This window comes from Bradyrhizobium sp. RD5-C2, from assembly GCF_019972155.1.
Lineage (GTDB): Bacteria > Pseudomonadota > Alphaproteobacteria > Rhizobiales > Xanthobacteraceae > Bradyrhizobium.
This window is the reverse complement of the sequence record NZ_BOVL01000010.1, coordinates 240,362-253,168: the sequence shown is the minus strand read 5'-3', so window position 1 is coordinate 253,168 and position 12,807 is coordinate 240,362. Positions and strand designations below refer to the sequence as shown.

General features: G+C 64.9%; 10 protein-coding genes. 4 read left to right on the top strand and 6 right to left on the bottom strand.

The window, feature by feature from the left end; translation table 11 throughout:
• Positions 1 to 2 precede the first annotated feature (2 nt).
• From tkt to BraRD5C2_RS11865, 3 genes are read right to left on the bottom strand one after another with little or no spacing between them, the layout of a single operon-like run.
• Positions 3 to 2,024, bottom strand: a complete 2,022-nt coding sequence (gene tkt / locus BraRD5C2_RS11875; protein WP_223968493.1) for a transketolase — start codon at positions 2,022 to 2,024, stop codon at positions 3 to 5.
• Entirely contained in the window at positions 2,021 to 2,896 is an 876-nt protein-coding gene (locus tag BraRD5C2_RS11870) for a phosphoribulokinase (RefSeq protein WP_223968491.1), read from the bottom strand. The genes tkt and BraRD5C2_RS11870 overlap by 4 nt, the downstream gene beginning before the upstream one ends.
• 10 nt (positions 2,897 to 2,906) lie before the next feature.
• A complete protein-coding gene (locus BraRD5C2_RS11865) occupies positions 2,907 to 3,938 on the bottom strand; it encodes a class 1 fructose-bisphosphatase (protein WP_374707984.1) in 1,032 nt (343 codons plus the stop codon).
• 154 nt (positions 3,939 to 4,092) lie between these two features.
• Between BraRD5C2_RS11865 and BraRD5C2_RS11860 the strand changes: the two genes are divergently transcribed.
• Positions 4,093 to 5,019, top strand: a complete 927-nt coding sequence (locus BraRD5C2_RS11860) for a LysR family transcriptional regulator (protein WP_173641924.1) — start codon at positions 4,093 to 4,095, stop codon at positions 5,017 to 5,019.
• Positions 5,020 to 5,176: 157 nt separating this feature from the next.
• On the top strand, positions 5,177 to 6,874 hold the full coding sequence (locus BraRD5C2_RS11855) for an ATP-binding protein (RefSeq protein WP_223968489.1): 1,698 nt from the start codon (positions 5,177 to 5,179) through the stop codon (positions 6,872 to 6,874).
• Positions 6,875 to 6,897: 23 nt separating this feature from the next.
• Here the strand turns inward: BraRD5C2_RS11855 and BraRD5C2_RS11850 are convergent, their stop codons facing one another.
• Both BraRD5C2_RS11850 and BraRD5C2_RS11845 read right to left on the bottom strand, forming a co-directional pair.
• Complete coding sequence (locus tag BraRD5C2_RS11850) at positions 6,898 to 7,320, bottom strand: hypothetical protein (RefSeq protein ID WP_223968487.1); 423 nt, start codon at positions 7,318 to 7,320, stop codon at positions 6,898 to 6,900.
• Positions 7,320 to 8,024 (bottom strand): TetR/AcrR family transcriptional regulator, encoded by a 705-nt coding sequence (locus tag BraRD5C2_RS11845; RefSeq protein WP_223968485.1) that lies wholly within the window; start codon positions 8,022 to 8,024, stop codon positions 7,320 to 7,322. Before BraRD5C2_RS11845 ends, BraRD5C2_RS11850 begins: the two co-directional genes overlap by 1 nt.
• 156 nt (positions 8,025 to 8,180) lie before the next feature.
• On the opposite strand from BraRD5C2_RS11845, the gene BraRD5C2_RS11840 reads away from it, so the two are divergent.
• Complete coding sequence (locus tag BraRD5C2_RS11840; RefSeq protein ID WP_223968483.1) at positions 8,181 to 9,368, top strand: HlyD family secretion protein; 1,188 nt, start codon at positions 8,181 to 8,183, stop codon at positions 9,366 to 9,368.
• A gap of 8 nt (positions 9,369 to 9,376) precedes the next feature.
• Positions 9,377 to 10,990 carry a DHA2 family efflux MFS transporter permease subunit gene (locus tag BraRD5C2_RS11835; protein WP_374707981.1) on the top strand — a complete coding sequence of 538 codons (1,614 nt, stop codon included), beginning with the start codon at positions 9,377 to 9,379 and terminating at the stop codon, positions 10,988 to 10,990.
• A gap of 37 nt (positions 10,991 to 11,027) precedes the next feature.
• Here BraRD5C2_RS11835 and BraRD5C2_RS11830 read toward each other — a convergent pair whose 3' ends face one another.
• Positions 11,028 to 12,671 (bottom strand): benzoate-CoA ligase family protein, encoded by a 1,644-nt coding sequence (locus tag BraRD5C2_RS11830; protein WP_223968481.1) that lies wholly within the window; start codon positions 12,669 to 12,671, stop codon positions 11,028 to 11,030.
• Positions 12,672 to 12,807: the final 136 nt, after the last annotated feature.

Here is a 12,807-nt window from a genome sequence, read left to right as displayed (position 1 = left end):
TCTCAATTCGCTCGTTGAATGAGCTGTTTTGCCGCCGCGGCAATCGCCGCCGGCGTGATACCGAATTCGCGGTACAGCACGTCGGCCGGCGCCGAGGCGCCGAAGCCGCTCATGCCGACGAATACGCCGTCGTCGCCGAGCCAGCGCGCCCAGTCGCCCTCGACTGCGGCTTCCACGCCCACGCGCGGCGCACTGCCCAGCACCTCGGCGCGATAGTCGCGCGGCTGCTGACGGAACAGGTCGAAGCACGGGGCCGAGACGACCGCGGCCTTCACCCCTGCTTCCGCCAGCAGCTTTGCGGCTTCGAGCGCGATCGACACCTCCGAACCCGTTGCAATCAGGGTGACGTCACGCCCGAAGGCCGGCTCGACGAGAACGTAGGCGCCGAGCGCGACCTGGTTGTCCTTGCTGCCGTCGCGGACCGTCGGCAGCGCTTGCCGCGACAGGCAGAGGATCGACGGCGAGGTCTCTGCCTTCAACGCGCAGTCCCAGGCTTCAGCCGTCTCGACCGCATCGGCCGGGCGGAACACCAGCACGTTCGGGATCGCCCGGAGCGCCGCTAGATGCTCGACCGGCTGATGCGTCGGGCCGTCCTCGCCGAGCCCGATCGAGTCATGGGTCATCACGTGGATGACGCGGATCCCCATCAATGCCGCCAGGCGGATCGCCGGCCGGCTGTAATCGGCGAAGCTGAGGAAGGTGCCGCCATAGGGGATGAATCCGCCATGCAGCGCGATGCCGTTCATCGCCGCCGCCATGCCATGCTCGCGGATGCCGTAGTGGATGTAGCTGCCGTCGAGTGTTTCCGGCCGCACCGAAACCTGAGACTTCGCCAGCGTCAGGTTGGAGTGCGTGAGGTCGGCCGAGCCGCCCAGGAGATTCGGCAATGCCTCCGCGATCACATCGATGACCTGCTGCGAGGCCTGCCGCGTGGCGAGCTTCGGCTGCTCAGTCGCGAACCGCTCCACGAGCTTGGCCATCGCCTCGACATAGGCACAGGGCAATTTCCGATTCAGCGCGTCGTGGAACGCGGACCGCTCGCCTCTGTCGGCCTTGCAGGCGCTGCGCGAGCGCTCGATCCAGGCCCGCCGTGCGTCGCGGCCGCGGCCACCGAGGTCGCGCCACTCGGCCAGCACCGCATCGGGGACTTCGAATGCCGGATAAGGCCAGCGCAGTGCGGCGCGGGTCTTCGCCGTCTCATCAGTGCCGAGCGGCGCGCCGTGCACCTTCTCGCTGCCCTGCCGGTTCGGCGCACCGAACCCGATCACCGTGCGGCAGGCGATCAGCGACGGACGGTCGCTCGCGCGTGCCTGCCTGATCGCCGCAGAGATCGCCCGCTGATCGTGGCCGTCGATGCGGCAGACGTTCCAGCCGCTGGCCGCAAACCGCGCCGTCTGGTCGTCCGAACAGGACAGCGAGGTGGCGCCGTCGATCGAGATCTGGTTGTCGTCGAACAGCACGATCAGCCGGTTCAGCCGCAAATGGCCGGCGAGCGAAATCGCCTCATGGCTGAGGCCTTCCATCAGGCAGCCATCGCCGGCGATCACGTAGGTGTAGTGATCGACCAGATCGTCGCCGAAGCGCGCGTTCATCAAGCGCTCGGCGAGCGCCATGCCGACCGCGGTCGCGATCCCCTGCCCGAGCGGCCCCGTCGTGGTCTCGACACCAGGCGTATGCCCGTATTCAGGGTGGCCCGGGGTTTGCGATCCCCATTGCCGGAACGCCTTGAGCTGATCGAGCGTCATGCGCTCGTAACCCGTCAGATAGAGCAGCGCATAGAGCAGCATCGAGCCGTGCCCTGCCGACAGCACGAAGCGGTCGCGATCGGGCCAGGCCGGATCGGCCGGATCGAACTTCAGGAAGTCGGAGAACAGCACGGTCGCGACATCGGCCATGCCCATCGGCATGCCGGGATGGCCGGATTTCGCCTGCTCCACCGCGTCGATGGCGAGGAAGCGGATGGCGTTGGCCATCTCGTCGTGGCTGACGTCGGGCCGGCTGGCAACGGACGCAAGTGCGGTCATATCGTTCGCCTCTTTCGTTCGATCAGTTGCAGGATCAGCGGGGTCAGGATCAGCTGCATCGCGAGATCGAGCTTGGCGCCATGAATCACGATCGAATTGGCGCGCGACATGAAGCTGTTCGGGATCATCGAGAGCAGATAGGGAAAATCGATGCCACGCGGGTTCTTCAACCGGATCACGACCATCGATTCATCCGGCGTCGGGATCCAGCGCGCGATGAACGGGTTCGACGTGTCGACCGTCGGGACGCGCTGGAAGTTGATGTCGGTCTCGCTGAATTGCGGACAGATGTAGTTCACATAGTCCGGCATGCGGCGCAGGATGGTGTCGGTCACCGCCTCGGTGGAGTAGCCGCGATGGCTGCGGTCGCGATGCAGCTTCTGGATCCATTCGAGGTTGATGACAGGCACGACACCGATCTTGAGGTCGGCGTGTTGCGCGACGTTCACCTTGTCGGTGACCACGGCGCCGTGCAGGCCCTCGTAGAACAAGAGGTCGGAATCCTCCGGTAACGCTTCCCACGCGGTGAAGGTGCCGGGCTTGGCGCCGTAGAGCCGCGATTCCTCCTCGTCGTGCACATAGTGCCGCGTCGTTCCGCTGCCGGTCTCGGCATAGTCGCTGAACAGCCTCTCCAGCTCCTCGAACAGATTGGTCTCGGGGCTGAAATGACTGAAATGCTTGTCGCCGCGCTCGGCCTTATCCAGCATCTGGCTGCGCATCTCGGCGCGGTCGTAGCGATGGAAGGCGTCGCCCTCGATATAGGCCGCGACCACATTCTCGCGGCGGAAGATGTTCTCGAACGTCTTTTTCACCGAGGTGGTGCCGGCGCCGGACGAGCCGGTGATCGAGATGATGGGATGTCGACGAGACATGCGCTCCCCCTCAGCGGAACAGGCCGCGCCGCGCGAACAGCGGGGCATCGCTGCTCTCGAACAACGGCTCGACGGTCAGGTGGATCGCATCGACGTCGCGCACGGCGCGCGCCGATCCCATGATCAGCGGCACGCGCTGATGCGGCGTACGTGCCGAGAGATCGAGAATGCGCGACCGGCCGCTCGAGGCGGCACCGCCTGCCCATTCCATGATCAGCGCGATCGGGTGCGCCTCATACAGCAGGCGCAGCCGGCCTTCGCGGTAGCCCTGGCGCGCATCCGCCGGATACAGAAACACGCCGCCGCGCATCAGGATGCGGTAGGCCTCGGCCACCAGCGAGCCGATCCAGCGCATGTTGAAGTCCTGGCCGCGCTCGCCGTTCACGCCGGCAAGGCACTCGTCGATGTAGTTGCGCACCGGGCCGCTCCAGTGCCGCCGGTTCGAGGCGTTGATGGCGAACTCCGACGCGTCCTGCGGCACCCGCAGCTCACGCGCAGTCAGGACGAACTCGCCGGTTCGCGGGTCCAGCGTGAAACAGTCGACGCACTTGTCGAGCGCCAGCACCAGCACGGTCTGCGGACCGTAGATGAAGCAGCCTGCGGCACATTGCGCCGTGCCGGGCTCGAAGAAGGTCGACAGGATGTCGTTGCCCTTCGGCCGGATCGAGAAGATCGTGCCGATCGAGATGTTGTTTTCGAGATTGGCCGATCCATCGAGCGGATCGATCGCGACACAGAGCGGCGCATCGATATCGAGCGTCTCCGGCAGCTCGACCTCCTCCGACAGCACAGCGGCGACCGGAGCAGTGCGCAACGCGTCGCGCATCAGGCCGTCGGCGACGATGTCGATGGTCTTCTGACGATCGCCGTCGGGGTTGATGCCTCCGCTCTCGCCGCCGATGCCGGCAAGCGGTCCGGCGGCGATGATACGCGAGAGCTCGATCGCGGCGCCGGCAAGGGCTTCGATCACCGCAACGGTCGCGGCGCGCAGCGGGTTGTGCTGCGTCGGCCACTCCAGATGGGCATGCAATGCAGGACGAATCTCCACCGGCCTCTCCCTTGATCGCGCCCTCTGTCCCGAGGTGTCGAGAGGCGACCTCAGGGGAGTCGCCTTGGCCGTATCAACGCGCGAATTGCCCAATTAGGGAAATTTCATTATCTTTGGTCTGGGCAAAGTATTTCTTATGGAGCTTGTGATGGCCGGGAACTTCTCGCGGGACCTCACCATCCGCCAGCTGCGCGCGCTGTCGGCCGTGCACGGAGCCGGCTCAATCACGTCGGCAGCCAACCAGTTGAACCTGACGCAGCCGGCGGTGACGCTGCAGCTCCGCAACCTGCAGGCACTCGCGGGATTGCCGCTGATCCAGCGCACCGGCGACGGCATGGCGCTGACGGATGCCGGCGCGCACGTGCTGGCGCTCATCGAGCGGATCGAGGCCGCGCTGAAGGACTGCGAGCAGTCGCTCGACATGATCGCAGGCCGCAGCGGCGGCCGCGTCGCGATGGGCGCGGTCTCGACCGCGAAGTACTTCGTGCCGTTCGCGATCGCGGCGTTCTCGCGCCGCTTTCCCAAGATCGAGGTGACGCTCAGGATCGGCAACCGTGAGGAAATCCGCGACGCGCTGCGCGGCTACGATCTCGATATCGCGGTGATGGGCCGGCCGCCGGCCGATGTCGAGGTCGAGATGAAGCCGCTCGGCCGGCATCCGCACTTCATCATCGCCGCACCCGATCATCGGCTGGCGCGGCGGCGGCACGTCGCGACATCGGAGCTCGCCAATGAAACCTTCATCACCCGCGAGCAGGGATCCGGCACGCGGATGCTGATGCAGCAATACTTCGAGCGGGTCGGGCTGGAGCCGAAGCTCGGCATGGCGATGGACAGCAACGAGACCATCAAGCAGGCTGTCATGGCCGGGCTCGGCATCGCCTTCATTTCCCAGCACACGGTGTTCCATGAACTGGAGGATGGCCGGCTGGTGGTGCTCAAGGTGAAGGGCCTGCCCATCGTCCGGCAGTGGCACGCCATCAGGCGTACCGACAAGATCCTGCTGCCACCGGCCCAGGCCATGCTGGACTTCCTGGGCAAGGAGGGCTGGCGCTACCTCCCGAATTCGCGCTGACGCCGCGACGTTGCGACACCGGCCCGTTCGGAAAAATCGAGTTAACGCCGTATGTTAAGCATTGAAGTTCCCGCGAACGCGTGCCACATCTTGATTGCGGTCACTGGGGGACCGTATCCCTGCGAGGGAGGATGAACTGCAAAACCAGTCCCCGCCGATGCCTGACTTCAAGGCGTTATTCGAGGCGGCACCCGGCCTTTATCTGGTGCTGACGCAGCCTGACTTCTGCATCGTGGCAGTAAGCGACGCCTACCTGCGCGCCACCAAGACCGAGCGCGCCGCGATCCTTGGGCGCGGGCTGTTCGAAGTTTTTCCCGATAATCCGGACGATCCGGCCGCCGACGGCGTGCGCAACCTGCGCGCCTCGCTGGAACGTGTGGTCCAGTTCCGCCGCCCCGACACCATGTCGGTGCAGAAATACGATATCCGCAAGCCCGAGTCAGAGGGCGGCGGATTCGAGGAACGCTACTGGAGCCCGCGCAATACGCCGGTGTTCGGACCGAGCGGACAGTTCAGCTACATCATCCATCGGGTGGAAGACGTCACCGGATTCATTCACCTGAAACAGCGCGGCGCCGAGCAGGACAAGCTGACCGACCGGCTGCGCGAGCGCACCGAGCAGATGGAAGCTGAAATCTTCATGCGCGCGCGCGAAGTCGAGGTCGCGCGGGAACAGCTCGAGGCCGAGCAGAAGCTGCGCCAGGTGCAGAAGATGGAGGCCGTCGGGCACCTCACAGGCGGCATCGCCCACGACTTCAACAACATCCTGACCGTGATCACCGGTCTGATCGACATCCTCGCCGAGGCCGTGGAACACGACGCCGCGCTGTCGTCGGTGACAAAGATGATCAGCGACGCCGCCTTTCGCGGCGCCGAGGTGACCAAGCATCTGCTGGCCTTCTCGCGGCAGCAGCCGCTGCAACCGCGTGAAGCCAACCTCAACACGCTGGTGCAGGACACCGCGCGGCTGCTGCGCCCGTCGCTCGGCGAGCAGATCGAAATCGATACCGCGCTCGAAGCCGACGCCTGGCCAGCCTTCATCGACCCCAACCACATGTCGACCGCGCTGCTCAATCTCGCCCTCAATGCCCGCGATGCGATGCCTGACGGCGGCAAGCTGATGCTGGAGACCAGCAACGTCATCCTCGACGAGGTTTATGCCGCCGCCAACCTCGATGTGCGCGCGGGTGAATATGTGATGGTCGCGGTCAGCGACACCGGCGCCGGAATCCCGGAACCGATCCGCGAAAAGGTGTTCGAGCCGTTCTTCACCACCAAGGATACCGGCAAAGGCACCGGTCTCGGGCTGAGCATGGTCTACGGCTTCATCAAGCAATCCGACGGGCATCTCAAGATTTATTCCGAAGAGGGCCACGGCACATCGATCAAGCTCTATTTGCCGCGCAGCATGGGCGACATGGTCGACGTCGAGCCGCCTCCTCCGGTCGACATGCGTGGCGGCCACGAATCCATCCTGGTCGTCGAGGACGATCCGCTGGTCCGCAATTACGTCAGCGCCCAGCTCGAGCAGCTCGGCTACCGCACAATGGTCACCGCCAACGGCCCGGAGGCATTGGCCGCCGTCGACAAGGGGTTCGTCTGCGACGTGCTGTTCACCGACGTCATCATGTCCGGCGGCATGAACGGCCGGCAGGTGGCCGATGCCGTGATCGCCAGACTGCCCTCGGTCCGCGTGCTGTTCACCTCCGGCTATACCGAGGATGCGATCATCCATCACGGCCGGCTCGACCCGGACGTCACGCTATTGCCAAAACCCTATCGCAAGGCCGATCTCGCCCGCATGATCCGCCAGGTGCTGACGCAGCCTCCCGCATCGGCGGTGGCGGCCAAATAACGCGGCTTGTAACGCAGGCCCGCTCAGGGACCAAAGCTCGAGCGGCTCTGGATTTTCCAAGCGCCGCCGAGCAGGCTCAGCACATAGAGGGAATCGTAGACCCCGATAACCGATCCGTCCTCGCGGTAGCGCGTATAGCGGACGGCGTAATGTGTTTTCGCCGGCGAGGACTGCACGAGCTTCGTTTCGTTCCAGACGCTGTGATGCCAGCCGTCCTGTTTGCGCAGCCGCTCGAACAGGTCCATCGGATTGTTGCCGGGCTGCTGATAGACGGTGACCACGCCACCGGCGATCCGCACATGCGGGAAGTGCATCAGCGCGTCCATGGCCGATGCGTCATAGTCGTTGAGCGCAGCCATCCAGCGCGTCAGGACGTCCTCACATCTGGATTGGTCGTCGCGCGCGATCTGCGCCTCGACGGTATAGGTCGCGGCCGGCTCCGGCATCACGCGCCTCCACCTTGCTTGTTGATCTGGTCGGCCGGCATGGCGCATCCGGACAGGAACAGCGCAGCACAGGCCTTGGCGCGTGCTGCCATCTCGCTATGCAGTGGCGCGGGCTTGTGCCCGAACATGACGTCGCGTTGCGGCTTGAACACGAGCATGCCGAGCAACATGCCGGCTGCGGCTTCGGTGTCATCGAGCACGATCCGCCCTCGCCGCTGCTGGACGCCGAGCCAATTCGCCAGCGCGGCGATCGAGCGCTGCATGGCCTTCTCGTAGAACGTCTCGGCGATGTCAGGAAATTTATCGCTCTCGGCCAGGATGATCCGCTGCAGCGCGATGACCTCGGCATCGAGAATGAGCTCGGCGCAGGTCAGCAGCGCCGCCTCCAGCGCCGCCGCAACATTGCGGCCATCGCAGGCGCCGAGATTCACGACGGACACGAACCGCTCGACCCGGTCGGTCACCATGCCTTCGAACAGCGCCAGCTTGGTCGGGATCAAACGATAGAGCGTCTTGGTGGATACGCCGGCGCGGCAGGCCACGTCGGCGATACTGGCCGCAGCGAAGCCGCGCTCCGAGAATTCACGCCGCGCCGCCTCATAGATCAGTGCGCGTGTTTCGTCGTCGGAACGAAGCTGTGGCCGCCCGCGGCCGCGCCGTTCCGGCGCGGTCTGCTCTGTCTGGTCGTTGTCGTTCCGGTTCATGCCCGAGCCATGCTTTTAGATGATGACTGTCATTCTATTGACAGTCCAAATATGGGCTCTATTTTGGAAAACATCAAGTTTCCTAATTATCCCGGGTCGCCGAAGTCAGAATTCGTACGGTTTCCCAGAGGGATAGAACGATCAGGAGCACCTGCCATGAGCCAGCACGAAACGTCCTTCAAGGCCGAGAGCCAGGTTCCGGCCGAGACCGCCAAGCAGTTGATCGCAAGTCCCGAGGCGGCCAAGCCGCCCGCCGCCAAGGGTAAGCTTCGCCGCCTGCTCATGACGGGCGCAGCACTCGCCCTGCTCGCGGGCGGCGCCTGGTATGGCTGGGATTACTGGACGGTCGGCCGCTTTCAGATCTCGACCGACGACGCCTATGTGAAGGCCGACAACACGACGATCGCACCGAAAGTGTCAGGCTATCTCAGCGCGGTGCTGGTCGGCGACAATGAACATGTGCGCGCCGGCCAGATCCTGGCGCGGATCGACGAGCGCGATTTCAAGGTCGCGCTGGATCAGTCGAAGGCTGACGTCGCTGCCGCCGAAGCTGCGATCACCAGCAAACGCGCGCAGCTCGACGTGCAGCACTCGGTGATCGAGGCAGCACGTGCAACGCTCGCCGTGGACACGGCGAACCAGACCTTCGCCGAGCAGGAGAACAAGCGTTACACCGACCTCGCCGGCACCGGCTTCGGCAGTGTGCAGAACGCGCAGCAGGCACAGTCGCGCTACGCCGGCGCGCAGGCCGCTATCGCCCGCGACACCGCAAACCTCGCCTCCGCCGAACGGCAGGTGGAACTGCTCAAAGCCGACATCGCTCAGGCCGTCGCGGCGCAGGCCCGCGCAACCGCGCTCCAGCATCAGGCCGAGTTGAACCTCGGCTACACCACCATCATCGCCCCGATCGACGGCGTGGTCGGCAACCGCACCCTGCGCACCGGCCAATTCGTCCAGGCCGGCACGCAACTGATGTCGCTGGTGCCGGCCACCGGCGCCTATGTGATCGCGAATTACAAGGAGACGCAGCTCACCAATGTCCGCAAGGGCCAGCCGGTGGAGATCGAGGTCGACATGTTCCCCGGTCAGGTCGTGCGCGGTCATGTCGACAGCCTCGCGCCCGCCAGCGGCCAGGAGTTCGCGCTGCTGCCGCCGGACAACGCCACCGGCAACTTCACCAAGGTGGTGCAGCGCATCCCGGTGAAGATCGTGCTCGACGCAACCAATGTCGACCTGCGGCCGGGCATGTCGGTGATCCCGTCGATCGCGACGCTGTCGCATCCCGCCGGGGACACTCCGCGCTCCAGCGCCTCGCCCAAGCTCGCTGTCGCCTCTTTCAAATAGGTGATGTCATGTCCGACCTCGCGCTCTCCTCCCCGGCTGCCGCGCCGCCCGCAGTAGCCGCGGCAGCCGACCCCAACCGCGCCAGCATGGCCGTGTGGATTTCCATCGTCGCCGCGATGATCGGCGCCTTCATGGCGATCCTCAACATCCAGATCACCAACGCCTCGCTGCTCAACATCGAGGGCGGCATCGGCACCGGCGTCGACAACGGCTCCTGGATCTCGACGTCCTATCTGATCGGCGAGATCGTGGTGATCCCGCTCACCGACTTTCTCAGCCGGGTGTTCTCGTTCCGCAAGATCATCATCGGCTTCGCCACCCTGTTTGCGATCTTCTCGGTCGCCTGTGCCTTCACCCACGACCTGCCCTCGATGATCGCGATGCGCGGCCTGCAGGGCTTCTTCGGCGGCGTGTTGATCCCGATGGCCTTCACGCTGGTCTTCACCAAGCTGCCGAAGTTGCAACAGCCGATCGGCCTTGCGATGTTCGCGCTCGCCGTGACGTTTGCCCCGGCGATCGGCCCGACCATCGGCGGCTACCTGACCGAAAACTACGGCTGGCAGACCATCTTCTTCGTCAACGTGGTTCCGACCGCGGTGATGGTCATAACTCTGTCCTTCACGCTGGAACGCCAGCCGATGCAGCTCAATCTGCTGCGCGAGGGCGACTGGCTCGGCATCGCCACGATGGCGATCGGCCTGGCATCGCTTCAGGCCGTGCTCGAGGAAGGCAACAAGGACGACTGGTTCGGCTCGCCCTTCATCGTCAAGCTTGCCGTGATCGCTGCCGTCAGCCTCACTTTGTTCGTCTGGATCGAGCTCGTGGTCGAGAAACCGTTGCTCCGGCTGCGGCTCCTGACTCAGCGCAGCTTCGGCTTCGGCACCATCTCGGCGGTGTTCGTCGGCTTCGCGCTGTTCGGCTCGGTCTATCTGCTGCCGGCCTATCTCGGCCAGGTGCAGCGCTACAATGCGGAGCAGATCGGCCAGGTGCTGGCCTGGACCGGCCTGCCGCAGCTGATCCTGATCCCGCTGGTGCCGAAGCTGATGCAGCGCTTCGACGCGAGATTCATCGCCTTCACCGGCATGATCCTGTTCGCGGTCTCATCCTTCATGAACATACAGATGTCGCTCGACTATTCCGGCGACCAGTTCTTCTACCCGAACATCGTCCGTGCCGTCGGCCAGGCGATCACGCTGGCGCCGTTGTCCGCAATCAGCCTCGGCAGCGTCGCGCCGCAGGATGCGGCGGCAGCCTCCGGCATCTCCAACATGATGCGTAACCTCGGCGGCGCGATCGGCACGGCGCTGCTCGCCACCATCGTCACCAAGCGCGAGCAGTTCCACTCCAACATCATCGGCCAGTCCGTGCATCTGGGCCGCGAGGAGGTGCGTGCCCGGATCGCCGACGTCACCAACTACTTCCTCAGCCACGGCATCTCGGACCCCGCAACCGCACACAGCCAGGCGATCGTTGCGATCGGCAATATCGTGAAGCGCCAGGCGCTGGTGCTCGGCTTCAGCGACGCCTTCGCGGTGATCGGCGTCGTGCTGGCGCTTGCTGCGATCGCGATCGTGCTGACCGGCAAGCCGAAGAACGCGGCGGGCGGCGCCGGCGGGCATTGAACGATCGAGGGCGGCGGCCACGGCCGTCGCCCCGCTCTCAGCTTGCTTCGCGGAGCTTGAAGCGCTGGATCTTCCCGGTCTGGGTCTTCGGCAACGCTTCGACAAACGAGATCGCGCGGGGATATTTGTACGGCGCGATCGTCGCCTTGACGTGATCCTGCAACGCCTTGACTTCGGCATCGTCGCTGCGCGCGCCCTGCTTCAGCACGATGAAGGCAGAGACGATCTGCCCCCGCTCCTCGTCGGGCGCGCCGATGACAGCACATTCCGCGACATCAGGATGTCCGAGCAGCGCCGCCTCAACCTCGGGACCGGCGATGTTGTAGCCCGCCGAGATGATCATGTCGTCGGCGCGCGCCACGAAGGACAGCCTGCCATTCTCGTCGCTGACGAAGGCATCGCCGGTGATGTTCCAGCCATCGCGCACATACTTGGTCTGCCGGGAGTCGGCGAGATAACGGCAGCCGGTCGGGCCGCGAACCGCCAGCTTGCCGACCTGGCCCGGCGGCAGCTCGTTCATGTCCTCGTCGACGATCTTCGCCTGGTAGCCGGAAACAGGCGTGCCCGTGGTCCCGGCGACGGCGCTGCCGGTGCGGTTGGTGATGAAGATGTGCAATAGCTCGGTGCTGCCGATGCCGTCGAGGATCGGCTTGCCGGTCTTTTTAGTCCAGCTCTCGAACACCGGCGCCGGCAGCGTCTCGCCGGCCGAGACGGCAAGCCGGAGTGACGACAGATCGGCGCCCTTGTCCATCGCGGCCATCATCGCCCGGTAGGCGGTCGGCGCCGTGAAGCAGATCGTCGCCTTGTAGGTCTCGATGATCCGGATCATCTCGCTCGGCGCCGCGTTCTCGAGCAGCGTCGCGGTGGCGCCATAGCGCAGCGGGAAGATCGCGAGCCCGCCGAGCCCAAAGGTAAACGCGAGCGGCGGTGAACCGACGAACACGTCGTCCGGTGTCACCTTGAGCACTTCCCTGGCATAGCCGTCCGCGACAATCAGGAGATCGCGGTGGAAATGCATCGTCGCCTTGGGTTCGCCTGTTGTCCCCGACGTGAAGCCGAGCAGCGCGACGTCGTCGCGGCCGGTCTTCACCGCATCGAATTTGACCGGCTTGTTCAGCGCAATCCGGTCGAGCTCGGCATCGTGATTTTGTGTGCCGTCGAAATTGACGACCTGCTTGAGGAATTTGCTGGTCTTCGCGCAGGCTACCAGCTCATCCGCGATGCGGCTGTCGGTCAGTGCCAGCGCAATCTCGGCCTTGTCGACGATCTTGGCCAGTTCGCCGGCGCGCAGCATCGGCATGGTGTTGACGACGACAGCGCCAGCCTTGGTCGCCGCGAGCCAGGCCGCGACCAGTGCCGGGTTGTTGCCCGAGCGGATCAGGACGCGATTGCCGGGCTTGACGCCGTAATTCTCCACCAGCGCATGCGCCAGGCGGTTCGACCAGTCGGTCAATTCCTTGTAGGTGCGCTGGCGACCATTGCCGATCAGCGCGATGCGATCGCCCATGCCCTGCTCGACGATGCGGTCGGTCAGTTCGACCGCGGCGTTGAGATAATCGGGATAGCTGAATTCGGGCCGGTCGAGCAGCAGCTGCGGCCACTGCGCGGATGGCGGCAGATTGCGCCGCGCGAAATCGTCGACATGCCCGGATGGGCCGAGCCCGGGAAATTCACCTGACATTCGATTGCCCCTCGCTTTCTATCCAGAAAGGCCAAGACCAACATCAAGATCAACATCGAGAAAACCAGTATCGAGGACGCCCGGCGGCGTCCCGACCGCCAATCATTTTATACTTAAAATAATTTGGCGCAAGGGT

Excerpts from the sequence above, each read along its gene's own strand:
- BraRD5C2_RS11870 (WP_223968491.1), bottom strand. The coding sequence starts at position 2,896 with ATGTCTCGTCGACATCCCATCATCTCGATCACCGGCTCGTCCGGCGCC.
- BraRD5C2_RS11845 (WP_223968485.1), bottom strand. The coding sequence starts at position 8,024 with ATGAACCGGAACGACAACGACCAGACAGAGCAGACCGCGCCGGAACGG.
- BraRD5C2_RS11835 (WP_374707981.1), top strand. The coding sequence starts at position 9,377 with ATGTCCGACCTCGCGCTCTCCTCCCCGGCTGCCGCGCCGCCCGCAGTA.
- tkt (WP_223968493.1), bottom strand. The coding sequence starts at position 2,024 with ATGACCGCACTTGCGTCCGTTGCCAGCCGGCCCGACGTCAGCCACGAC.
- BraRD5C2_RS11830 (WP_223968481.1), bottom strand. The coding sequence starts at position 12,671 with ATGTCAGGTGAATTTCCCGGGCTCGGCCCATCCGGGCATGTCGACGAT.
- BraRD5C2_RS11855 (WP_223968489.1), top strand. The coding sequence starts at position 5,177 with ATGCCTGACTTCAAGGCGTTATTCGAGGCGGCACCCGGCCTTTATCTG.
- BraRD5C2_RS11860 (WP_173641924.1), top strand. The coding sequence starts at position 4,093 with ATGGCCGGGAACTTCTCGCGGGACCTCACCATCCGCCAGCTGCGCGCG.
- BraRD5C2_RS11850 (WP_223968487.1), bottom strand. The coding sequence starts at position 7,320 with ATGCCGGAGCCGGCCGCGACCTATACCGTCGAGGCGCAGATCGCGCGC.
- BraRD5C2_RS11840 (WP_223968483.1), top strand. The coding sequence starts at position 8,181 with ATGAGCCAGCACGAAACGTCCTTCAAGGCCGAGAGCCAGGTTCCGGCC.